33 protein-coding genes are annotated in these 21,565 nt (G+C 60.0%); 2 read left to right on the top strand and 31 right to left on the bottom strand.

The window, feature by feature from the left end; translation table 11 throughout:
* Positions 1-115: 115 nt before the first annotated feature.
* The 3 genes from sugE to ACTJKM_RS34655 all read right to left on the bottom strand — a co-directional run bounded on the left by sugE (position 116) and on the right by ACTJKM_RS34655 (position 3,388).
* Complete coding sequence (gene sugE / locus ACTJKM_RS34665; RefSeq protein ID WP_034795623.1) at positions 116-430, bottom strand: quaternary ammonium compound efflux SMR transporter SugE; 315 nt, start codon at positions 428-430, stop codon at positions 116-118.
* Positions 431-680: 250 nt separating this feature from the next.
* Positions 681-1,994 carry a replication-associated recombination protein A gene (locus tag ACTJKM_RS34660; protein WP_058329559.1) on the bottom strand — a complete coding sequence of 438 codons (1,314 nt, stop codon included), beginning with the start codon at positions 1,992-1,994 and terminating at the stop codon, positions 681-683.
* The gene (locus tag ACTJKM_RS34655) at positions 1,991-3,388 is read right to left on the bottom strand and encodes a DegQ family serine endoprotease (protein ID WP_058324767.1); all 1,398 of its coding nucleotides are present in this window, start codon (positions 3,386-3,388) and stop codon (positions 1,991-1,993) included. The genes ACTJKM_RS34660 and ACTJKM_RS34655 overlap by 4 nt, the downstream gene beginning before the upstream one ends.
* Positions 3,389-3,587: 199 nt before the next feature.
* Between ACTJKM_RS34655 and msrP the strand changes: the two genes are divergently transcribed.
* Together msrP and msrQ are read left to right on the top strand one after the other, a co-directional pair.
* On the top strand, positions 3,588-4,529 hold the full coding sequence (gene msrP / locus ACTJKM_RS34650; RefSeq protein ID WP_058329560.1) for a protein-methionine-sulfoxide reductase catalytic subunit MsrP: 942 nt from the start codon (positions 3,588-3,590) through the stop codon (positions 4,527-4,529).
* Positions 4,530-4,531: 2 nt separating this feature from the next.
* On the top strand, positions 4,532-5,185 hold the full coding sequence (gene msrQ, locus ACTJKM_RS34645; protein ID WP_058324769.1) for a protein-methionine-sulfoxide reductase heme-binding subunit MsrQ: 654 nt from the start codon (positions 4,532-4,534) through the stop codon (positions 5,183-5,185).
* A gap of 141 nt (positions 5,186-5,326) precedes the next feature.
* On the opposite strand, the gene rplQ is transcribed toward msrQ, so the two are convergent.
* From rplQ to tuf, 28 genes are all read right to left on the bottom strand, one after another.
* Positions 5,327-5,752, bottom strand: a complete 426-nt coding sequence (gene rplQ / locus ACTJKM_RS34640; protein WP_057255585.1) for a 50S ribosomal protein L17 — start codon at positions 5,750-5,752, stop codon at positions 5,327-5,329.
* A 44-nt stretch (positions 5,753-5,796) separates the two neighbouring features.
* Positions 5,797-6,807 carry a DNA-directed RNA polymerase subunit alpha gene (locus tag ACTJKM_RS34635; RefSeq protein WP_034795592.1) on the bottom strand — a complete coding sequence of 337 codons (1,011 nt, stop codon included), beginning with the start codon at positions 6,805-6,807 and terminating at the stop codon, positions 5,797-5,799.
* Between the two features lie 103 nt (positions 6,808-6,910).
* The gene (gene rpsK / locus ACTJKM_RS34630) at positions 6,911-7,300 is read right to left on the bottom strand and encodes a 30S ribosomal protein S11 (protein ID WP_003536496.1); all 390 of its coding nucleotides are present in this window, start codon (positions 7,298-7,300) and stop codon (positions 6,911-6,913) included.
* A 226-nt stretch (positions 7,301-7,526) separates the two neighbouring features.
* Positions 7,527-7,895 (bottom strand): 30S ribosomal protein S13, encoded by a 369-nt coding sequence (gene rpsM, locus ACTJKM_RS34625; protein ID WP_058329561.1) that lies wholly within the window; start codon positions 7,893-7,895, stop codon positions 7,527-7,529.
* Between the two features lie 232 nt (positions 7,896-8,127).
* Positions 8,128-8,706: an adenylate kinase gene (locus ACTJKM_RS34620; protein ID WP_057255584.1), complete on the bottom strand. Its 579-nt coding sequence runs from the start codon at positions 8,704-8,706 to the stop codon at positions 8,128-8,130.
* Positions 8,703-10,043, bottom strand: coding sequence for a preprotein translocase subunit SecY (gene secY, locus ACTJKM_RS34615; RefSeq protein WP_058324770.1), 1,341 nt, complete (start codon positions 10,041-10,043; stop codon positions 8,703-8,705). Before secY ends, ACTJKM_RS34620 begins: the two co-directional genes overlap by 4 nt.
* A gap of 235 nt (positions 10,044-10,278) precedes the next feature.
* On the bottom strand, positions 10,279-10,749 hold the full coding sequence (gene rplO, locus ACTJKM_RS34610) for a 50S ribosomal protein L15 (protein ID WP_057255582.1): 471 nt from the start codon (positions 10,747-10,749) through the stop codon (positions 10,279-10,281).
* Between the two features lie 13 nt (positions 10,750-10,762).
* The gene (gene rpmD, locus ACTJKM_RS34605; protein ID WP_058329562.1) at positions 10,763-10,966 is read right to left on the bottom strand and encodes a 50S ribosomal protein L30; all 204 of its coding nucleotides are present in this window, start codon (positions 10,964-10,966) and stop codon (positions 10,763-10,765) included.
* Between the two features lie 12 nt (positions 10,967-10,978).
* Positions 10,979-11,548: a 30S ribosomal protein S5 gene (gene rpsE, locus ACTJKM_RS34600; protein WP_057255580.1), complete on the bottom strand. Its 570-nt coding sequence runs from the start codon at positions 11,546-11,548 to the stop codon at positions 10,979-10,981.
* A 128-nt stretch (positions 11,549-11,676) separates the two neighbouring features.
* The gene (gene rplR, locus ACTJKM_RS34595) at positions 11,677-12,039 is read right to left on the bottom strand and encodes a 50S ribosomal protein L18 (RefSeq protein WP_025426679.1); all 363 of its coding nucleotides are present in this window, start codon (positions 12,037-12,039) and stop codon (positions 11,677-11,679) included.
* A 12-nt stretch (positions 12,040-12,051) separates the two neighbouring features.
* Positions 12,052-12,585: a 50S ribosomal protein L6 gene (gene rplF / locus ACTJKM_RS34590; RefSeq protein WP_057255579.1), complete on the bottom strand. Its 534-nt coding sequence runs from the start codon at positions 12,583-12,585 to the stop codon at positions 12,052-12,054.
* Between the two features lie 40 nt (positions 12,586-12,625).
* The gene (gene rpsH / locus ACTJKM_RS34585) at positions 12,626-13,024 is read right to left on the bottom strand and encodes a 30S ribosomal protein S8 (RefSeq protein WP_025426677.1); all 399 of its coding nucleotides are present in this window, start codon (positions 13,022-13,024) and stop codon (positions 12,626-12,628) included.
* 12 nt (positions 13,025-13,036) lie between these two features.
* Entirely contained in the window at positions 13,037-13,342 is a 306-nt protein-coding gene (gene rpsN / locus ACTJKM_RS34580) for a 30S ribosomal protein S14 (RefSeq protein ID WP_057255578.1), read from the bottom strand.
* Positions 13,343-13,376: 34 nt separating this feature from the next.
* A complete protein-coding gene (gene rplE, locus ACTJKM_RS34575) occupies positions 13,377-13,934 on the bottom strand; it encodes a 50S ribosomal protein L5 (protein WP_057255577.1) in 558 nt (185 codons plus the stop codon).
* Positions 13,927-14,238: a 50S ribosomal protein L24 gene (gene rplX, locus ACTJKM_RS34570; RefSeq protein WP_025426674.1), complete on the bottom strand. Its 312-nt coding sequence runs from the start codon at positions 14,236-14,238 to the stop codon at positions 13,927-13,929. The genes rplE and rplX overlap by 8 nt, the downstream gene beginning before the upstream one ends.
* 14 nt (positions 14,239-14,252) lie before the next feature.
* Positions 14,253-14,621, bottom strand: coding sequence for a 50S ribosomal protein L14 (gene rplN, locus ACTJKM_RS34565; RefSeq protein WP_034795548.1), 369 nt, complete (start codon positions 14,619-14,621; stop codon positions 14,253-14,255).
* 178 nt (positions 14,622-14,799) lie between these two features.
* Positions 14,800-15,036 (bottom strand): 30S ribosomal protein S17, encoded by a 237-nt coding sequence (gene rpsQ, locus ACTJKM_RS34560; protein ID WP_440661837.1) that lies wholly within the window; start codon positions 15,034-15,036, stop codon positions 14,800-14,802.
* Positions 15,037-15,048: 12 nt separating this feature from the next.
* Positions 15,049-15,249 carry a 50S ribosomal protein L29 gene (gene rpmC, locus ACTJKM_RS34555; protein ID WP_057255575.1) on the bottom strand — a complete coding sequence of 67 codons (201 nt, stop codon included), beginning with the start codon at positions 15,247-15,249 and terminating at the stop codon, positions 15,049-15,051.
* 11 nt (positions 15,250-15,260) lie between these two features.
* On the bottom strand, positions 15,261-15,674 hold the full coding sequence (gene rplP, locus ACTJKM_RS34550; RefSeq protein WP_011975175.1) for a 50S ribosomal protein L16: 414 nt from the start codon (positions 15,672-15,674) through the stop codon (positions 15,261-15,263).
* 38 nt (positions 15,675-15,712) lie between these two features.
* Positions 15,713-16,447 (bottom strand): 30S ribosomal protein S3, encoded by a 735-nt coding sequence (rpsC, locus tag ACTJKM_RS34545; RefSeq protein ID WP_057255574.1) that lies wholly within the window; start codon positions 16,445-16,447, stop codon positions 15,713-15,715.
* Positions 16,447-16,836, bottom strand: coding sequence for a 50S ribosomal protein L22 (gene rplV / locus ACTJKM_RS34540; protein WP_057255573.1), 390 nt, complete (start codon positions 16,834-16,836; stop codon positions 16,447-16,449). The genes rpsC and rplV overlap by 1 nt, the downstream gene beginning before the upstream one ends.
* Before the next feature lie 2 nt (positions 16,837-16,838).
* Positions 16,839-17,117, bottom strand: a complete 279-nt coding sequence (gene rpsS / locus ACTJKM_RS34535; protein ID WP_018239488.1) for a 30S ribosomal protein S19 — start codon at positions 17,115-17,117, stop codon at positions 16,839-16,841.
* Between the two features lie 15 nt (positions 17,118-17,132).
* On the bottom strand, positions 17,133-17,969 hold the full coding sequence (rplB, locus tag ACTJKM_RS34530; RefSeq protein WP_057255572.1) for a 50S ribosomal protein L2: 837 nt from the start codon (positions 17,967-17,969) through the stop codon (positions 17,133-17,135).
* A 43-nt stretch (positions 17,970-18,012) separates the two neighbouring features.
* Positions 18,013-18,306 carry a 50S ribosomal protein L23 gene (locus tag ACTJKM_RS34525; RefSeq protein WP_057255571.1) on the bottom strand — a complete coding sequence of 98 codons (294 nt, stop codon included), beginning with the start codon at positions 18,304-18,306 and terminating at the stop codon, positions 18,013-18,015.
* On the bottom strand, positions 18,303-18,923 hold the full coding sequence (gene rplD / locus ACTJKM_RS34520; RefSeq protein ID WP_058324771.1) for a 50S ribosomal protein L4: 621 nt from the start codon (positions 18,921-18,923) through the stop codon (positions 18,303-18,305). The genes ACTJKM_RS34525 and rplD overlap by 4 nt, the downstream gene beginning before the upstream one ends.
* A gap of 12 nt (positions 18,924-18,935) precedes the next feature.
* A complete protein-coding gene (gene rplC / locus ACTJKM_RS34515; RefSeq protein ID WP_057255569.1) occupies positions 18,936-19,622 on the bottom strand; it encodes a 50S ribosomal protein L3 in 687 nt (228 codons plus the stop codon).
* Between the two features lie 138 nt (positions 19,623-19,760).
* On the bottom strand, positions 19,761-20,069 hold the full coding sequence (gene rpsJ / locus ACTJKM_RS34510) for a 30S ribosomal protein S10 (RefSeq protein WP_003507767.1): 309 nt from the start codon (positions 20,067-20,069) through the stop codon (positions 19,761-19,763).
* Positions 20,070-20,389: 320 nt separating this feature from the next.
* A partial coding sequence (tuf, locus tag ACTJKM_RS34505) for an elongation factor Tu (protein WP_034795467.1) occupies positions 20,390-21,565 on the bottom strand: 1,176 nt, incomplete at its 5' end.

Raw genomic sequence — 21,565 nt, 5'->3', positions numbered from 1 at the left:
ATTGCGGGCTGCGCGTCCTTCATGACGAGCAGCCCGCTTCGTTTGCAATTATGGTTACGGCTTCAGAGCAAGATCGCCCTGCTTACCTAACGCCACGTTAGTGTATTACGCTGCGTTAGGCGGCGAGTTTCAGCCCGGCAATGCCGCTGACGATGAGCGCGATGCAGCCGAGGCGGACGAAGGTCGCCGGCTCTGCAAACAGGAAGATGCCGAGGATGACGGTACCGACCGTACCGATACCCGTCCAGACCGCATAGGCCGTGCCGAGCGGCAGGGTGCGCACGGCAAGGCCGAGCAGCGCGATGCTGAGGATCATCGACCCGACGGTCAGGATCGTCGGCGTAACGCGCGTGAAGCCATCCGTGTATTTGAGACCGATTGCCCAGCCGATTTCGAGGATACCGGCAAGCAAAAGAAGGAACCAGGCCATGTCAAACTCCTAATACTGGAGCGAGGCCGTCCCCGCGGATGTTCGGTTTCGACTTCGCGAACCGTGCAGCCGTCTGCAATGCCGGTTCTATCTCACACTCCCGTGCCGACGGCAAGGCAGCCACGGGCAGATCAGCCTTGCACCGGTGGCAAGGCTAGGCCACATCCCGCATTCCTTGAAACCGAGAAAACGACGGGGTGCCCTCTGGGCCAAGCACAAGGAAGGGCCGTCTTACAGATTCCTGGGCATTCTAGGGAGCATTGCGCTCCCGGCGGAGTTTCGCCCACCATTCCAGCCGCTTGCGGATTTCTCGCTCGAAACCACGCTCCGGCGGATCATAGTAAGTCTGGCGCCCCATCTTTTCCGGAAAATAGTCCTGGCCGGAAAAGGCATCCGGCTCGTCGTGATCGTAGCGATAGCCGTCGCCGTAGCCTTCGCCCTTCATCAGCTTGGTCGGAGCGTTGAGAATATGCTTCGGCGGCAGCAGCGAGCCGTTCTCCTTGGCCGACCGCATCGCCGCCTTGTAAGCGGTGTAGACGCCGTTCGACTTCGGCGCGGTGGCCAGATAGACGCAGGCCTGCGCCAGCGCCAGTTCGCCTTCGGGCGAGCCCAGATAGTCGTAGGCATCCTTGGCGGCATTGCAGATCACCAGCGCCTGAGGATCGGCAAGGCCGATATCCTCCACCGCCATGCGCACAAGCCGTCGCCCGAGATAAAGTGGGTCCTCGCCCGCATCGAACATGCGGCAGAGATAATAGAGCGCGGCATCCGGATCGGAACCGCGTACCGACTTATGCAGCGCCGAGATCAGATTGTAGTGGCCGTCCTGGCCCTTGTCGTAGACCGGCGCTCGGCGCTGGACGATATTCTGAAGTGCTGCCGCATCGAAGATCTCGTCGCGCCGCGCGGCCCGCCAGACTTCTTCCGCCAGCGTCAGCGCCGCCCGGCCATCGCCATCGGCCATGCGGATCAGGCTCGCGCGTGCATCCGCATCAAGCGGCAACGCCTTGCCTTCTGCCTGCTCGGCGCGGGACAGAAGCTCCTGGATGCTGTCCTCACCGTGTGGCTTGAACGTTAGCACGCGAGCGCGGGACAACAGAGCGGCGTTGAGCTCGAAGGACGGGTTCTCCGTCGTCGCACCAACGAGGATGACGGTGCCATCCTCCATCACGGGCAGGAAGCTGTCCTGCTGGGCGCGATTGAAGCGGTGGATCTCATCGACAAACAGCAGGGTCTGCCGGCCGGACATGCGCCGCGCACGGGCCGATTCGAACACCTTCTTGAGATCGGCGACACCGGAGAAGATGGCCGAGATCTGCTCGAAGGCGAGCCCCGCCTCCCCCGAAAGCAGACGCGCGACGGTCGTCTTGCCGGTGCCTGGTGGTCCCCAGAAGATCATCGACCCGAGAGAACCCGACGCGATCATGCGCGACAGCACGCCATCATCCCCGGTCAGGTGCTCCTGGCCGGTGACTTCGGCGAGCGTCCGCGGGCGAAGCCGGTCGGCAAGCGGTCTTGCGGACGCCATCTCAGGTGGTTCGTGTGCTGTAAACAGATCGCTCATCGGAAGAACTGACGGATAAGTTGGCCGTCCCGCTCGATCTCGACACGCCAGAAGGAGGCGTCGTCGGCCATCACATGCTCCAGCGTCTTGGACGTGTCGATCGCCGTGCCATTGACAGAGCGCACGATGTCCTTCGGCTCAAGGCCGATGCGTGCTGCCGGCGAACCGCGGTTGACCTGCATGACGACGACGCCCTGGAGCGAAGTCGACACGCGCAGTTCCTCGGCTAGACGTGGCGACAGATTGGCGACGACCGCGCCGGCGAAGGGATTGCGACCTTCGATCAGCCGTTCGTCACGCGGCGAGGTCTCCGGCGCCCGATCGAGCTTGAGCATCACCTCACGCGGCTTTCCGTTTTCCGACACGGTAACGCGCGCCTCGTGGCCGATGCCGACCGTCGTCAAGCGGTAGCCGAGCGCATCAGGATGTTCGACTTCAATGCCGTTGACGGCGGTGATCACTTGCCCCGGCTTGATGCCTGCCAGTTCGGCCGGGCCACCCGCCACGACAGCCGTCACCAGCGCACCGCGGGCGCGGTTGAGGCCAAGGGCTTCGGCCACTTCCGAGGTCACCGGTTCGAAGCTTGCGCCGATGAAGGGACGGACGAAGGCGCCATTGCCGCCGTCAGCGGACGCGACGAAGACCTTTACCAGATTGGCGGGGATAGCAAAGCCGACGCCGTTCGAGCCGCCACCCTTGGAGAAGATCGCGGTGTTGATGCCGATCAATTGACCGTTCATGTCGATGAGGCCGCCGCCGGAATTGCCCGGATTGATCGCCGCATCCGTCTGGATGAAGAAGCCGAAATCCCCTGAAGAAACCTGGTTGCGCGCGAGAGCCGAGACGATGCCGCTCGTGACCGTCTGGCCGACGCCGAACGGGTTGCCGATCGCCAGCACGAGGTCGCCGACTTCGACCGCATCCGAGTCGCCGAGCGGGACGATCTCGAACGGGCCTTCCGACTGGATCTTCAGCACCGCCAGGTCGAGTCGGTCATCCTTGAGCACGATCTTGCAGGGAAACTCGCGCCCGTCCGCCAGCGCCACCTTGATGTCGTCGGCGCCCTCGATGACGTGATTGTTGGTCACGACGATCCCGTTCTTGCCGACGATCACGCCGGAGCCGAGCGACGATTGCTTTTCCGAGCGGTTCGGCATGCGTTGGCCAAAGAACTCCTCAAAGAAGGGATCGCCGGAAAAGATCGAGCGGCGCTCGACCACGCGTTCGGCGTAGACGTTGACGACCGCATTTGCCGTCTGCTTGACGAGCGGCGCGAAGGAAAGCTGCATTTCGGTGCGCGACTGCGGAACCGTCTTGGCCTCCTCAGCCCATGCCGGACAGGCAAGAGACACAGCAATGACGAGCGCAACAAGCGCTCTTTGACCAACGATCATGTGAAGCATTCTCCTATTCGTCACGGCTACGTTCAGATAGGATTTCGCGCGAAAAAAGGCAAATGTTGGCGCAGGATACGCAAAGTTGCCGGCTTCACGCGCTACGCACGAAAACGTGGTTCCGCACCCCTTTCACGGTGATCGAAAGTCTGCTGAGTTCGTACAAGACAAGGCTCATAAACCACTCTCGGATAAGACCATGCCATCCTACCGTCCACCACGAATCGTTTCCTCCGAAATCACGCCGGAGAACATCTTCATCAATCGCCGCGCATTCCTGGGCGCCGCGGTCGGCGGCGTCCTTCTTGCCGGAAGCGGCACAGGTATGGCGGCGGCGCTTAGCGCACCAAAAGGCAAATACGTCGTCGACGAGGACCTGACCCCCGAAGCTGACGTCACGGGCTACAACAACTTCTATGAATTCGGGACCGGCAAGGGCGATCCGGCCGCCAATTCGAGCGGCTTCAAGCCGACCCCCTGGACAGTGAAGGTCGATGGCCTCGTCGGCAAACCGAAGGAGTTCGGGCTGGAGGAACTGCTGAAGTTCCCCATCGAGGAACGCGTCTATCGCATGCGCTGCGTCGAGGCGTGGTCGATGGTGATCCCCTGGACCGGCTTCCAACTTTCGACCCTGCTCGACAAGGTGGAGCCGCTGGGCAGCGCCAAATATGTCTCGTTCGAAACGGTCGTTCGCCCGGCGGAGATGTCGGGCCAATCCGGCTTCTTTCAGCCGTTGCCCTGGCCCTATCGCGAAGGACTGAGGCTCGATGAAGCCCGTCACCCGCTCACTCTGCTGTCTATCGGCGTCTACGGCAAAACGCTTCCCAACCAGAATGGCGCACCGATTCGGCTCGTCACCCCCTGGAAGTACGGCTTCAAGGGGATCAAGTCGATCGTGCGGATCTCACTCACCGAGGCGCAGCCGCCCTCCACCTGGAACCTCTCGGCCCCCAACGAGTACGGCTTCTATGCCAACGTCAACCCGGCCGTCGATCACCCGCGCTGGAGCCAGGCGACGGAGAACCGCATCGGGGGCGGAGGCTTCTTCGGCTCCAACCGTCGCGACACCCTGCCCTTCAACGGCTATGCCGACGAGGTTGCCAGCCTCTATGCCAGCATGGATCTGAGAGCGAACTACTGACGATGGCCGGCCTGCCCACACTCCCGAAACGCTTTCATTCGGCCTCGGTCTGGGCGCTCTATGGCTTTGGCCTGGTGCCGGCGGCGTTTGCCTTCTATCTCGGCGCTACCGGGCAACTGCCCGGCAATCCGGTCAAGGGATTCGAGCATCTGCTCGGGATCTGGGCGCTGCGCTTTCTCGTGGCCACGTTGGCAATCACCCCGATTCGCGATCTCTTCGGCATCAACTGGCTACGCTACCGCCGGGCGCTCGGGCTGCTGGCATTCTACTACGTGCTGATGCACTTCCTGGCCTACATGCTGCTCGATCAGGTGCTGAACGTCCCGGCGATCCTCGCCGACATCGCGCGCCGTCCGTTCATCACCATCGGCATGGCGGCCCTCGTCATGCTGATCCCGCTGGCGTTGACGTCCAACACCTGGTCGATCCGCAGGCTTGGCACCCGCTGGAACACGTTGCACAGGCTCGCCTACGTGATTGCTGCCGCCGGCGCCCTGCATTTTGCCATGTCGGTGAAGGTCGTTGGCCCCGAGCAGATGCTCTATCTCGGCTTGGTCGCCGCGTTGCTTCTCTGGCGGTTGGCGCGCAAACCCTATCTCCGTCGCAAACGTCAGACGGCGAGCGCGCCGGCCAGGGCGATCCCAGGAAAAGTGTAATTTTCCCATTCGCTCGGAGCAGCCGGATACTCGGTCGCTCAAGCGCTCGACCAAGCATTGAAATGGTGCAAAGCACCGCCCATAGAAAAATGGCCGGGTGATGAACACCCGGCCATTTCGATTTCACTGCCTTCGATCGGCTTAGGCTGCTTCAGCAGCTTCAGCTTCAGCGGCAACGCGGGCGAGATCCTTCGCACCCTTTGCCGAGACGTCGCGGTCAACGAATTCGATGACGGCGAGCGCGGCGTTGTCGCCGTGACGGAAGCCGGCCTTCATGATGCGCAGGTAGCCGCCGTTGCGGGTGGCGTAGCGCGACGCGATCGTGTCGAACAGCTTCGAAACGACAGCGGCGTCGCGGATCTGCGAGATCGCCTGGCGGCGAGCGTGCAGGTCACCGCGCTTGCCGAGCGTGACGAGCTTCTCGACGATCGGGCGGATTTCCTTGGCCTTCGGCAGGGTCGTAACGATCTGCTCGTGTTCGATCAGCGAAGCTGCCATGTTGGCAAACATCGCCTTGCGGTGGCTGGCGGTTCTATTCAGCTTGCGGCCGGCTTTACCGTGGCGCATGGCTATTCTCCTTCACTTGCAGGCATCCGCCCGCAGTCTAATGGTTAGTATTGGTCTTCGTAACGCTTGGCGAGATCTTCGATGTTCTCAGGCGGCCAGGACGGCACTTCCATGCCGAGGTGCAGGCCCATGGAAGCGAGAACTTCCTTGATTTCGTTCAGCGACTTGCGACCAAAATTCGGCGTGCGGAGCATTTCTGCTTCGGTCTTCTGAATGAGGTCGCCGATGTAGACGATGTTGTCGTTCTTCAGGCAGTTGGCCGAACGGACCGAAAGTTCCAGTTCGTCGACCTTCTTGAGAAGCGCCGGGTTGAAGGCGAGTTCGGTGACTGCCTCTTCCTCTGCTTCCTTCTGCGGCTCGTCGAAGTTGACGAAAACCGACAGCTGGTCCTGAAGGATGCGGGCCGCAAAAGCGATCGCATCTTCACCGGTGACGGAACCGTCCGTCTCGATGGACATCGTCAGCTTGTCGTAGTCAAGAACCTGGCCTTCACGGGTGTTTTCCACCTTGTAGGACACCTTCTTGACCGGCGAGTACAGGCTGTCGACCGGGATCAGGCCGATCGGAGCATCTTCCGAACGGTTGCGATCAGCCGGCACGTAGCCCTTGCCGTTGTTGACGGTGAACTCCATGCGGATCTCGGCGCCCTCGTCGAGGGTGCAGATCACATGGTTCGGGTTGAGGATTTCGATATCGCCAACCGTCTGGATGTCACCGGCGGTTACAACGCCCGGACCCTGCTTGCGCACAACCATGCGCTTTGCGTCGTCGCCATCCATCTTGATGGCGATTTCCTTGATGTTGAGCACGATGTCCGTCACATCTTCCCGGACGCCCGGGATAGAGGAGAACTCGTGCAGGACGCCGTCGATCTGCACTGCGGTGACAGCAGCACCACGCAGCGACGACAGAAGCACGCGGCGAAGCGCGTTGCCGAGGGTCAGACCGAAGCCGCGCTCAAGCGGTTCCGCAACCAGCGTTGCCTTGGTGCGGCCGGAGGAGACGAACTCCACCTTGTTCGGCTTGATCAGTTCCTGCCAATTCTTCTGGATCATGTTTTCTGCCTTCCGTTCGTTGCCACCATCCAATCGTGACAACCGAGCCCCGAAGACCGGGAGAGAGCGGATGCCCCCTCACCGGCATGTTGAACGCAAATGATCAGACGCGGCGCTTCTTGCGCGGGCGGCAACCGTTGTGCGGGATCGGGGTCACATCGCGGATCGAGGTGATCATGAAGCCCGCAGCCTGCAGCGCGCGAAGAGCGGATTCACGGCCGGAACCCGGGCCGCAAACTTCGACTTCCAGCGACTTCATGCCGTGTTCCTGAGCCTTCTTGGCGCAGTCTTCAGCGGCGATCTGAGCGGCAAACGGGGTCGACTTACGCGAACCCTTGAAACCCTTGGCACCGGCAGACGACCAGGCAATCGCGTTGCCCTGTGCGTCGGTGATGGTGATCATGGTGTTGTTGAACGACGAATTGACGTGAGCAACGCCAGACGTGATGTTCTTGCGTTCGCGACGGCGAACGCGGGTGGCTTCCTTGGCCATAGGATCCCTTTCTTAGATCTCTGCACCGCCGTAATTCCAGCGGCTCCACCGGGAAAAGGATTTGTCGTCCCCTGCCCTGCATCTTCATTCTCCCGCCGAGAGGATATCCACTCCGCGGACTTCACACCCGGTCATTGGACCGGACGGCGGTCAGGCAAGCGCCTTTCCAAACTGCAAAAGGAGGCCGGCGCTTGACGCCAGCCTCCCAATCTCCCTTTTCGGGAAATTACTTCTTCTTACCGGCAATCGCCTTCGCCGGACCCTTGCGGGTGCGAGCGTTGGTGTGGGTGCGCTGACCGCGAACCGGCAGGCCACGACGGTGACGCAGGCCGCGGTAGCAGCCGAGGTCCATCAGGCGCTTGATGTTCATCGAGGTCTCGCGACGCAGGTCACCTTCGACCTGGTAGTCACGGTCGATCGCTTCGCGGATCTGCAGGACTTCAGCGTCCGTCAGCTGATGCACGCGACGATCAGCCGGAATACCGACCTTCTCGATGATTTCCTGTGCGAATTTCGGGCCGATCCCGTGAATGTAGGTCAGCGCGATAACTACGCGCTTCGCCGTCGGGATGTTGACGCCAGCGATACGTGCCACGTCTATTCTCCTTGCGTTCCAGTTGCCATCCGGCAATAGGTGCTTCGTTACGCGACCTCGAAGAGCCGCACGTTGATTGAGGTTCGAGACACGTCAAAAACGACCGTACTCGGACTTCATTTTCTTTGAAGACCGCGCCGATCGCTCTCATGTCGCGAGTTGGCGCTGTCTTTGGCGGAATCGGCCGGAAAAGTCAACTCCCCGGCGGTTCCTTTTCGGCAAAGACCAGTGTCTAAGCCAGAATCTTCTCGATCTCGGCAGTAACGGTGTTCACATCCGCCATGCCATCCACCGTTCTCAGCTGCCCCGTACCGGCATAATGCTCCGACAACGGTGCGGTCTTTTCACGATACTCGGTCAGCCGGCGCTTGAACGCCTCCGGATTGTCGTCCGAACGGACCGTGCCTCCCGCAGCGATGGTTTCCGCTACGCGATTCTCCATCCGCTTTACAAGGGCTGCCTCGTCGACCTTCAGCTCGATGACTGCGTCGAGCTTCAGACCTTTGCCCTCGAGCATCTTGCCGAGCGCAATCGCCTGCGGAACGGTACGCGGGTAACCATCAAGGATGAAACCCTTTGCACAATCCGGCTGGTCGATGCGATCCGACACGATTTCGTTGACGATCTCATCGGATACCAGCTGACCGGCATCCATGACGGCCTTGGCACGCTTGCCGACCTCAGTCGCCTGGGCAACGGCTGCCCGCAGCATATCGCCTGTGGAAAGCTGCGGAATGCCGTATCTCTCCGTCAGAAGCTTGGCTTGCGTCCCCTTGCCAGCGCCCGGCGGTCCCAAAAAAATCAGTCTCATCGTCCCCTCTTTCCTCCGCGCAGCTTCGACTTCTTGATCAGCCCCTCATATTGCTGTGCGATGAGGTGGCCCTGGATCTGTGCTACCGTATCAAGGGTCACGCTGACAACAATCAAAAGCGACGTACCACCAAGGTAGAACGGCACGCCGGTCTGCGAAATCAGAACTTCCGGCAGAATGCAGACGAAGATCAGGTAGACCGCACCGATGACGGTGATGCGCGTCAGGACGTAATCGATGTATTCCGCGGTGCGCTCACCCGGACGAATGCCCGGAATGAAGCCGCCGTGCTTCTTGAGATTGTCGGCCGTGTCCTTCGGATTGAAGACGATTGCCGTGTAGAAGAAGGCGAAGAAGGCAATCATCGCACCGTAGAGGACCATGTAGAGCGGCTTGCCGTGAGCAAGTGCGCCAACGATGGTGGTGGCCCAGCCCGGCAGCGCCGCCGTGTTGGCAAAGCCCGCGAGCGTTGCCGGCAAGAGCAGCAGTGAGGATGCGAAGATTGCCGGGATGACGCCCGAAGTGTTGAGCTTCAACGGTAGGTGCGAGGTGTCGCCCTGGAACATGCGGTTGCCGACCTGGCGCTTCGGATACTGGATCAGAAGTCGGCGCTGCGCCCGTTCGACAAAGACGATAAGGGCGATGACGGCAACGACCATGATGATGATCGCAAGGATCAGCGGCGTCGAAAGCGCGCCGGTGCGGCCGAGTTCGAGCGTACCGGCGAGAGCCGTCGGCAGGTGCGCGACAATACCAGCGAAGATGATCAGCGAAATACCGTTGCCGATACCGCGCGAGGTGATCTGCTCACCGAGCCACATCAGGAACATGGTGCCGCCGAGCAGGGAAATGACAGTCGAAATGCGGAAGAACCAGCCCGGATCGTTCACAAGGCCATTGCCGCTCTCGAGGCCGACGGCGATGGCGTAAGCCTGCGCCGTGCCGAGAAGCACCGTGCCGTAGCGGGTGTACTGGTTGATGATCTTGCGTCCCTGCTCACCTTCCTTCTTCAGCTGTTCCAGAGCCGGAACGACCGAGGTCATCAGCTGAACAATGATCGAGGCAGAGATATAGGGCATGATGCCGAGCGCGAAGATCGCCATGCGCTCAACTGCACCGCCCGAAAACATGTTGAAGAGGCCGAGAATGCCGCCGCTCTGGCCGCGGAATGCCTGGGCAAACGCTTCCGGGTTAAGACCGGGCAGCGGAATATAGGTGCCAAGACGGTAAACCAGAAGCGCACCAAGCGTGAACCAAAGCCGTTTCTTCAGATCTTCCGCCTTGGCGAAAGTCGAGAAATTCAGGTTCGAGGCGAGCTGTTCCGCTGCAGAAGCCATGCAATTCTCCGCGTACCAAATCTCGGAATCAGCGGGAACACCCGGTCCGTTCCGGAAGGAGTAACTTTTCGTATTGAAAACCGGACGCGAGGCGATTGTGTCTGCAATCGGATGCCTCACCGTGGTTTCCGCTATGTCCGCTTGCGGCAAGCGATTCGCCGGCTGCGGACGTGAGGCTCACATATGGGAGCAAAACCGCCCGGAGTGAAGCACCCCGGGCGGTTCATCAATAATATTATTCAGCAGCGGCTGCGAGCAGCTTGACCGAACCGCCGGCCTTTTCGATCTTTTCGATCGCCGACTTGGAAGCGCCAGCGACTTCGATCGAAACCTTCGCCTTCAGTTCGCCGTCAGCGAGAACGCGGACGCCGTCCTTTTCGCGACGGATGACGCCGGCAGCCTTGAGGGCAGCCGCATCGACGGTCTTCGAAGCGTCGAGCTTCTTGGCGTCGATTGCCGTCTGGATACGGCCGAGCGACACGACAACAAACTCCGAAGCGAAGATGTTGTTGAAGCCGCGCTTCGGCAGACGACGGTAGATCGGCATCTGGCCGCCTTCGAAGCCGTTGATAGCAACGCCCGAACGAGCCTTCTGACCCTTGACACCGCGGCCGGCCGTCTTGCCGGAACCCGAACCGATACCACGGCCGAGACGCTTACGGCTGTGGGTAGAGCCTTCGTTGTCCTTGATTTCATTCAGTTTCATGAGCTTATCCCCCTCACTTCTCGTCGACGACGCGAACGAGGTGCTGGACGGTCCGGATCATGCCGCGAACAGACGGAGTGTCTTCGAGCGTGCGAACCCGGTGCATCTTGTTGAGGCCCAGACCGATGAGCGTCTGACGCTGCACGGCCGGACGGCGAATGGGGCTACCGATCTGCTCGACGGTAACCGTCTTCTTGGCAAGTTCTTTCTTAGCCATCTGTCAGCTCCCTTATTCTTCGGAAGCAGCGCCGGAGGAAACACGACGAGCCTGGAGCGTGGCGTACTTGATGCCGCGCTGAGCTGCGATGTCCTTCGGGTGCATCTGGTTCTTGAGGGCGTCGAAGGTTGCGCGAACCATGTTGTAGGGGTTCGACGAACCGGTCGACTTGGCGACGACGTCATGAACGCCGAGCGTTTCGAAGACGGCGCGCATCGGGCCACCGGCGATGATACCGGTACCGGCCTTGGCCGAACGCAGCAGCACCTTGCCGGCGCCGTGACGGCCATGAACGTCGTGATGCAGGGTACGACCACCACGCAGCGGGACGAAAATCAGGTCGCGCTTGGCAGCTTCCGTCGCCTTGCGGATGGCTTCCGGCACTTCGCGTGCCTTGCCATGGCCGAAGCCGACGCGGCCCTTCTGGTCGCCAACGACGACGAGAGCGGCGAAACCGAAACGACGACCGCCCTTCACCACCTTGGCGACGCGGTTGATTGCTACGAGCTTGTCGACAAATTCGCTGTCGCGCTCTTCGCGGTTCTGGCGATCTTCGCGAGAACCCTTTCTTTCTTGTGCCATTGTCCTTTTCCTTTTTCTTTTCCGGGTGCAATCGGCAGATTGACAAAAGTCGCCTCCGTCTTTCCGACTGGAAGCGACCGGAAACCACTGATCGTCCAGGGCGGACTCGAGGCCCGCCCTGTGATCGATCAGAAGTTCAGACCACCTTCACGTGCAGCTTCGGCCAAAGCCTTGATGCGGCCGTGATAGATGAAGGCGCCACGATCAAAGACAACGTCCTTGACGCCAGCCTTTACGGCGCGCTCAGCGATGAGCTTGCCGACGGCAGCAGCAGCTGCCGCGTCAGCGCCCGTCTTCAAAGACGAACGCAGATCGGTATCGAGCGTGGAGGCAGACGCAAGCGTCTTGCCGGCAACGTCATCGATAACCTGTACGTAGATGTTCTTCGACGAGCGATGAACCGACAGGCGCGGACGGCCATTGGCGACCGCCTTGATTTGACGGCGCACGCGGTTGGCGCGACGCACAAGAGTATCTTTCCTGCTAGCCATTTCGCGTGATCCTTACTTCTTCTTGCCTTCTTTGCGGACAATCCGCTCTTCGGCATACTTGACGCCCTTGCCCTTGTAGGGCTCGGGGCCACGGTATTCGCGGATTTCCGCGGCAACCTGGCCGACCTGCTGCTTGTTGATGCCGGACACGATGATTTCGGTCGGCTTCGGAACAGCAATCGTGATGCCTTCCGGCGTCTGGTAGACGACGTCGTGGCTGAAACCGAGCGCCAGTTGCAGGTTCTTGCCCTGCAGCGACGCACGATAACCAACGCCGTTGATTTCGAGCTTGCGCTCGTAACCGTCCTTGACGCCCTTCAAGATGTTCTCGATCATCGTGCGGGACATGCCCCACTTCGAACGAGCATCCTTGCTCTGGCTGAGCGGCTGTACGACAACCGCATTATCTTCGAGCTTTACCGAAACTTCGTCGTTTGCAACAAAGAACAGTTCGCCCTTCGGGCCCTTCGCCGTTACCTTCTGGCCATCAACGCTTGCCGTGACGCCTGCCGGAACCTGAACGGGCTTCTTACCGATACGAGACATTTTTATACCTGTCTGTTCGCTATGGAGAACTTGCTACGCCTTAGAAGACGGAGCAAAGAATCTCGCCACCAACATTCTGTTCGCGTGCCTGGTGATCGGCCATCACACCCTTCGGGGTCGAAAGGATGGTGATGCCGAGGCCGTTCGCGACCTGCGGAATGGACTTAACCGAGACATAAACTCGGCGGCCCGGCTTGGAAACGCGTCCGATCTCACGGATTACGGAAGCGCCTTCGTAGTACTTCAGTTCGATGTTCAGCTCGGCCTTGCCGTTGCCAAACACGACTTCAGAGTATCCACGGATGTAGCCTTCAGCCTGAAGGACATCCAGAACGCGTGCGCGGAGCTTCGAAGCCGGCGTGGAAACGCTCGACTTGCGGCGAGCCGCGCCGTTACGGATACGGGTGAGCATATCGCCCAGCGGATCAGTCATTGCCATGTGCCCGTCTCCTTACCAGCTCGACTTGACGATGCCCGGCACCTTGCCGAGATTGCCCAGTTCGCGAAGCGCAATACGCGACATACGAAGTTTACGATAGTAGGCGCGCGGACGGCCGGTGACTTCGCAGCGGTTGCGAATGCGGGTCTTGGATCCATCGCGCGGCAGACCTGCCAGCTTGATGGTTGCCTTGAACCGCTCTTCGATCGGCAGAGACTGGTTCATGATGATTGCCTTCAGCGCGGCACGCTTTGAAGCTTGCCCGGCAACCAGTTTGCGGCGGCGCTTGTTCTTTTCAACTGCGCTCGTTTTCGCCATAACAGTTATCCTTCTTTACGCTTGTCGTTACGGATTACTGACGGAACGGGAAGTTGAACTCTGTGAGCAGAGCGCGTGCTTCGTCGTCGTTAGTAGCCGTCGTGCAAACGATGATGTCCATGCCCCACATCTGATCAACCTTGTCGTAGTTGATCTCAGGGAACACAATGTGCTCCTTGACGCCCATGGCGAAGTTGCCACGGCCATCGAAGGACTTCGGATTGAGGCCACGGAAGTCGCGAACGCGCGGAAGAGCGATGTTCACGAGACGATCCAGGAACTCATACATCCGAACGCCGCGCAGGGTAACCTTGGCACCAATCGGCATGCCTTCGCGAAGCTTGAAGCCTGCGATGGAGTTGCGAGCGCGGGTGATTACCGGCTTCTGACCAGCAATCGCAGCGAGGTCGGCAGCAGCAACGGTCGGCTTCTTCGAGTCGCCCGTCGATTCGCCAACACCCATGTTGATGACGATCTTGTCGAGGCGCGGGATCTGCATTTCGTTGGCGTAGGAGAACTTCTCCTGCATCGCCTTGCGGATGCGCTCTACGTATTCCTTCTTGAGCCGCGGCTCGTAAGCGGACTTAGCCATCGATCACTACTCCCGAACGCTTGGCCACGCGGACCTTCTTGTCACCGTCGATCTTGAAACCGACGCGAGTCGGCTTGCCGTCCTTCGGATCGGCAATCGCGATGTTCGAAAGATGGATCGAGGCTTCCTTGTTGATGATGCCGGCTTCCTGGCTCTGGGTCTGGCGCTGGTGACGCTTCACCATGTTGACGCCACGCACAACAGCCCGGTCTTCCTTCGGCATAACCTGGACGACTTCGCCGGTACGGCCCTTGTCCTTACCGGTGAGAACGACAACCTTGTCGCCTTTGCGAATCTTTTGCATCTCTCTACGCTCCTTTAGAGTACTTCTGGAGCCAGCGAGATGATCTTCATGTGGTTCTTGGCGCGAAGTTCGCGCGGAACCGGTCCGAAGATACGGGTGCCGATCGGCTCTTTCTTGTTATCGATAAGAACGGCTGCGTTGGTGTCAAAGCGGATGACAGAGCCATCCGGACGGCGGATGTCCTTCGCAGTGCGAACGACAACAGCCTTCATGACATCACCCTTCTTTACGCGGCCGCGCGGAATGGCTTCCTTGATCGAAACGACAATGATGTCGCCGACCGACGCATACTTGCGCTTGGAGCCGCCCAGCACCTTGATGCACATGACACGACGTGCGCCGGAATTATCCGCCACGTCGAGGTTTGTTTGCATCTGAATCATGTCAGGTCGCCTTCTTGTTGTTACCCGGCCGGTTGGGTCGAAACCCCCTCGCCTGGCTTATAGTGCTCATCTCAAAGCAAAAGAACGCCCGGACTCGAGCGTTCCCCTGCTTCAATTGCGTGCTTCATACAGGTATTTGCCCAAGACGCAAGGGTCTTCAGGTCAAAACCTGCAGAAATCAAGCGTGGACGGCTACAACCGTCCAGCGCTTATCCTTCGAGATCGGCGCACATTCCTCAATGGAAACGACGTCACCAACCCTGAACTGGTTGTTTTCGTCGTGCGCCTTGTACTTCTTCGAGCGACGGACAGTCTTCTGGAGGATCGGGTGCGCAAAACGGCGCTCGACCCGGACGACGACGGTCTTGTCGTTCTTGTCGCTGACAACAGTGCCCTGCAGAATGCGTTTCGGCATATTTTCTGGTCCTTAGGCCTTGGCTTCTGCCGCCTTCTGGCGGGCAATGGTTTTGACGCGTGCGATGTCCTTGCGGACTTCGTTGATACGCGAAGACTTCTCGAGCTGGCCGGTTGCCTTCTGGAAGCGCAGGTTGAACTGCTCCTTCTTCAGCTTGGCAAGCTCTTCGTTGAGTTGATCGGCGCTCAGAGCGCGAACTTCTACGGCTTTCATGAGTTCACTCCTTACTCTGCGATACGCTGCACGAAGCGCGTCTTGACAGAGAGCTTGGCAGCGCCAAGACGAAGTGCCTCACGGGCAAGTTCTTCGCTGACACCATCGATCTCAAACATCATACGGCCGGGCTTGACCTTGCATGCCCAGTATTCGACCGAACCCTTACCCTTACCCATGCGGACTTCCGTCGGCTTGGCGGTTACGGGAACGTCGGGGAACACACGGATCCACACGCGGCCGGCGCGCTTCATGTGACGCGTGATCGCGCGGCGGGCCGCTTCGATCTCGCGCGCATTGACGCGGTTCGGCTCTTGAGCCTTCAGGCCGAATTCGCCGAAGGCAAGATCAGAACCGCCCTTGGCTACGCCCTTGATGCGGCCCTTGAACTGCTTGCGATACTTCGTACGCTTTGGCTGCAACATTTTTTTACTTCTCCGATATTGGCTGCCAAACGCGAATGTTACGCGTTTTCACGACGGCGGTCACGATCGCCACGGTCGCGATCACGGCTGCCAGGGCCCTGGTTGTCACTTTCGATCGCACGGCGCTCGGAAGCCATCGGATCGTGCTCAAGGATTTCGCCCTTGAAGATCCAGACCTTGATGCCGCAGATACCGAAAGCGGTTTCCGCTTCGGCCGTGCCGTAGTCGATGTCCGCACGCAGGGTGTGCAGCGGAACGCGACCTTCGCGGTACCATTCGGTACGAGCGATTTCGGCGCCACCGAGACGACCGGCGCAGGTGATCTTGATGCCTTCGGCGCCAAGACGCATGGCCGACTGAACAGCGCGCTTCATCGCACGGCGGAAAGCCACGCGGCGCTCGAGCTGCTGGGCGATCGACTGGGCAACGAGCGTTGCGTCAACTTCCGGCTTGCGCACTTCAACGATGTTGAGGTGCGTTTCGGAGTTGGTCATCTCGGAAAGCTTCTTGCGGAGCTTTTCGATGTCGGCGCCCTTCTTGCCGATGATGAGACCCGGGCGAGCCGAGTGGATCGTGACGCGGCACTTCTTGTGCGGACGCTCGATGACCACCTTGGCGATGCCGGCAGCCTTCAGCTCTTCCATCAGGTAAGCGCGGATCTTCAGGTCTTCATGAAGCAGCTGGCCGTATTCGGCGTTGTCTGCAAACCAACGGCTATCCCAGGTCCGGTTGATACCGAGACGGAAACCGATCGGATTAATCTTCTGACCCATTATGCGGCCTCCCCTTTGGCTTCCACTTCGCGAACGACGATCGTCAAGTGCGAGAACGGCTTTTCGACGCGCGATGCACGGCCGCGACCACGGGCGTGGAAGCGCTTCATGACGATCGACTTGCCAACGTAAGCTTCTGCAACGACGAGCGAATCGACGTCGAGATCGTGGTTGTTCTCTGCGTTTGCGATGGCAGATTCAAGGGTCTTCTTGACCGTTTCTGCAATGCGCTTGCGGGAGAACTCCAGTTCGGCCAGAGCGCGGTCGACCTTCTTGCCGCGGATCATCGCGGCAACCAGGTTGAGCTTCTGGGGGCTGACGCGGATCGTGCGCGCAATTGCCTGCGCCTCATTATCCTTCAGCCGGCGTTCGGCTTTTGCCTTGCCCATTGTTACTTCCTCTTTGCCTTCTTGTCCGCGCCATGACCGTAGTAGGTCCGGGTCGGAGAGAATTCGCCAAACTTGTGACCGACCATGTCTTCATTGACGCTGACCGGAACGTGCTTGCTGCCGTTGTAGACGCCGAAGGTGAGGCCGACAAACTGCGGAAGGATCGTGGAGCGGCGGCTCCAAATCTTGATCACTTCGTTACGACCGCCTTCGCGGACCTTCTCAGCCTTCTTGAGAAGATAACCGTCAACGAACGGACCTTTCCATACTGAACGAGTCATTCGAGACTTCCTCTCTTACTTCTTCTTCTGGTGCCGCGAGCGCATGATGAACTTGTCGGTCGACTTGTTCGAGCGCGTACGCTTGCCCTTCGTGGGCTTGCCCCACGGGGTAACCGGGTGACGACCACCCGAGGTACGGCCTTCACCACCGCCGTGCGGGTGGTCAACCGGGTTCATGACGACGCCGCGAACGTGCGGACGCTTGCCGCGCCAACGCGAACGACCAGCCTTACCGTCATTGATGTTGCCGTGATCGGGGTTCGATACGGCGCCGATCGATGCGAGGCAGGAACCGTGCACGAGACGCTGTTCGCCCGAGTTCAGACGAAGGATCGCCATGCCCTGGTCACGACCGACGAGCTGCGCGTAGGTACCGGCCGAGCGGGCCATCTGGCCGCCCTTGCCCGGCTTCATTTCCACGTTGTGGATGATGGAGCCGACCGGGATGTACTGCAGCGGCATCGTGTTGCCGGGCTTGACGTCAACGGCCTTCTCCGAAGCGATGACCTTGTCGCCGGCAGCGAGACGCTGCGGAGCGAGGATGTAGGCCTTTTCGCCGTCGGCATAGTTGACGAGCGCGATGAAGGCGGTGCGGTTCGGGTCGTATTCCAGACGCTCGACCGTGCCTTCAACGTCGAACTTGCGACGCTTGAAGTCGACCAGGCGGTAGGTACGCTTGTGACCGCCTCCCTGGAAGCGAACGGTGATGCGACCGAGGTTGTTGCGACCGCCCTTGGAGGACAGGCCCTCGGTCAGCGCCTTGACCGGCTTGCCCTTGTAGAGGCCAGCCCGGTCAACGATGACCAGCTGGCGCTGGCTCGGGGTCGTCGGATTGAAACTTTTCAATGCCATTTTCTTGTTCCCTTTTGGGTTTTTACCCTAATGGGCCTATCCGTTAGAGACCGGTGGAGACGTCGATGGACTGACCGTCGGCGAGCGTAATGATCGCCTTCTTCACGTCCTTCTGCTTTCCGGCAAAGCCGCGGAAACGCTTCGTCTTGCCTTTGCGGACGAGCGTGTTCACGGCCGTAACCTTGACGCCGAACAGAGCTTCGACAGCAGCCTTGATTTCAGGCTTCGAAGCATCCTTGGCGACGTTGAAGACGACCTGGTTCTGTTCGGAAACCAGCGTCGACTTTTCAGTGATCGAGGGAGACACGATCACGTCGTAGTGGCGAAGATCCGTCATTTGAACCGCTCCTCCAGAGCTTCCACGGCAGCCTTGGAAAGCACGAGCTTGCCACGGCGCAGAATGTCGTAAACGTTGATGCCCTGAACCGGCAGAACGTCCACGTTCGGGATGTTCTGGGCTGCGAGCTTGAAATTGTTCTCGATCTCGGCGCCGCCGATGATGAGAGCGTTGGTGAGGCCGAGCGATGCGAATACGCCGGCGAGAGCCTTGGTCTTGGCTTCCTTGGCAACGAGATCGTCGATGACGATGATCTCTGCAGCCTTCAGCTTGGCCGACAGTGCATGACGCAGGCCGAGGGCGCGAACCTTCTTCGGCAGATCATGCTCGTGGCTGCGGACGACCGGGCCATGGGCCTTGCCACCGCCGCGGAACTGCGGAGCGCGAGCGGAGTGGTGGCGGGCGCGGCCCGTACCCTTCTGCTTGTACATCTTGGCGCCGGTGCGCGAAACTTCTGCGCGGCCCTTGGCCTTGTGCGTGCCCTGCTGCTTCTTGGCGAGCTGCCAGCGAACGACGCGGGCAATGATGTCTTCACGGGGTTCGAGGCCGAAAATGGCGTCAGAAAGGGAAACCTTTCCCGCGTCCTTGCCCTCGAGGGTTTTGACGTTGAGATCCATTACTCGGCTCCCTTACTTCGATGCTTCGGCGCGCACAGCGGCCGGGCGCGGAGCGCCTTCCGGGGTGCCCGACTTGATGGCGTCACGAACGACGATCCAGGCACCCTTGGAGCCGGGGACTGCGCCCTTGACCAGGATCAGACCGCGGTCTTCATCGGTCGATACGACTTCGAGGTTCTGGGTGGTGACGCGGGTCTGACCCATGTGACCAGCCATGCGCTTGCCCTTCCAAACGCGGCCCGGATCCTGGTTGGAACCGGTAGAACCATGCGAACGGTGCGATACGGAAACGCCGTGCGTTGCACGCAGACCACCGAAGTTGTGGCGCTTGATCGCACCAGCAAAGCCCTTGCCGATCGTGGTACCGGTGACGTCAACGAGCTGGCCGGCAACGAAATGGTTGGCCGTCAGTTCTGCACCGATGTCGATCAGGTTGTCCGCGGAAACGCGGAACTCGACGAGCTTCGCCTTCGGCTCGACGTTGGCAGCAGCAAAATGGCCGCGCATCGCCTTCGGCGTGTTCTTGACCTTCGAACGGCCGGCGCCCAGCTGGACAGCCACGTAGCCGTTCTTCTCTTCCGTACGCTGGGCTACCACCTGGCAGTTCTCCAGCTTCAATACTGTAACCGGGATATGCTCACCGGCGTCGTTATAGACGCGGGTCATTCCCACTTTCTGTGCAATCACACCTGAACGCATCGGTTCATTCCTCTTGAGAGTTAGTGATGGGGCGAGCCCCCTCACATCTCTGGTTTAAGGTTTCCTTGAGATCATCCGATCTTGAGGTCGCCCGTTTTCGGAAGCCGTTGGACCGGGGTCCACGTACCTTCCTTGTTATTAAAGCTTGATTTCCACGTCGACGCCGGCAGCCAGGTCGAGCTTCATCAGCGCGTCAACGGTCTGCGGGGTCGGGTCTACGATATCGAGAAGGCGCTTGTGGGTGCGCATTTCGAACTGTTCACGGCTCTTCTTGTCGACGTGCGGCGAGCGGTTGACCGTAAACTTTTCAATGCGCGTCGGCAGCGGTACGGGACCGCGCACGCTTGCACCGGTACGCTTTGCCGTCGACACGATTTCGCGCGTCGAGGCGTCGAGGATCCGGTGATCAAACGCCTTGAGGCGGATGCGGATGTTCTGGCCGTTCATACGACTTATCCTTGTTCATGTTGTCTGCGGTTTCCGTGGAAAAACACGCATTGAACTTCGTTTAATGTTCGGCCAGTCCGCTAATTTTCAAAGATCGGAGGGACAGAGTTTCCCCTGCCCCTTCCTATTTGAGCGGCCGTGGCCGGCCTGTCTTTTTGTGAGCGCACAACGTCGAAGCACCGTGCAAATCACGCGTGGGCGCCATTTGCACTATTTCGTCGTCTTCGGCAAGCCGTGCGACCAACTAATTCTTTCGGGGCGGGTATGTTCGAGGCGCATAGCACATGCGCCTCGAATTTCTCCGCCCTCAGTCTCGTCGATTACTCGACGATCGAGGCAACGATGCCTGCGCCGACGGTACGGCCACCTTCGCGGATCGCGAAGCGCAGCTTTTCTTCCATCGCGATCGGAACGATCAGCTCGACGGCAACGGTGACGTTGTCGCCCGGCATGACCATTTCCGTACCTTCCGGCAGCGTCACGATGCCCGTCACGTCCGTCGTGCGGAAGTAGAACTGCGGACGGTAGTTCGTGAAGAACGGCGTATGGCGGCCGCCTTCTTCCTTCGTCAGGATGTAGGCTTCGGCCATGAACTTCTTGTGCGGCTTGACCGAACCCGGCTTGCACAGGATCTGGCCACGCTCAACGCCGTCACGGTTAACACCACGGATCAGCGCGCCGATGTTGTCGCCGGCCTGGCCCTGGTCGAGCAGCTTGCGGAACATTTCAACGCCCGTAACCGTCGTCTTCGACGTGTCGCGGATGCCGACGATTTCAACTTCTTCGCCGACCTTGACGATACCGCGCTCAACGCGACCGGTCACAACCGTACCACGGCCCGAGATCGAGAACACGTCTTCGATCGGCATCAGGAACGGCTGGTCGATCGGACGCTCCGGCGTCGGGATGTAGGCGTCAACAGCGGCCATCAGCTCGCGGATCGCATCTTCGCCGATCTTCTTGTCCGAATCTTCCAGAGCAGCAAGAGCCGAGCCCTTGATGATCGGAATGTCGTCGCCCGGGAATTCGTAGGACGACAGAAGTTCGCGAACTTCGAGTTCGACGAGCTCGAGAAGCTCGGCGTCGTCAACCTGGTCGACCTTGTTGAGGAACACGACGATTGCCGGAACGCCAACCTGGCGGGCGAGCAGGATGTGCTCGCGGGTCTGCGGCATCGGGCCGTCAGCAGCCGAGCAAACCAGGATCGCGCCGTCCATCTGGGCAGCACCGGTGATCATGTTCTTGACGTAGTCGGCGTGGCCGGGGCAGTCAACGTGAGCGTAGTGACGGTTCGGCGTCTCGTACTCAACGTGGGCCGTCGAAATGGTGATACCACGGGCCTTTTCTTCCGGCGCAGCGTCGATCTGGTCATACGCCTTGAACTCGCCGAAGTACTTCGTGATCGCTGCGGTCAGCGACGTCTTGCCATGGTCAACGTGGCCAATCGTGCCAATGTTAACGTGCGGCTTGTTGCGCTCAAATTTGCTCTTTGCCAT

The sequence above is a fragment of the Ensifer sp. 22460 genome (assembly GCF_052044935.1).
Taxonomy (GTDB): domain Bacteria; phylum Pseudomonadota; class Alphaproteobacteria; order Rhizobiales; family Rhizobiaceae; genus Ensifer.
Note: the sequence above shows the minus strand (reverse complement) of the source record. Positions and strands in the feature narration are given on the sequence as shown.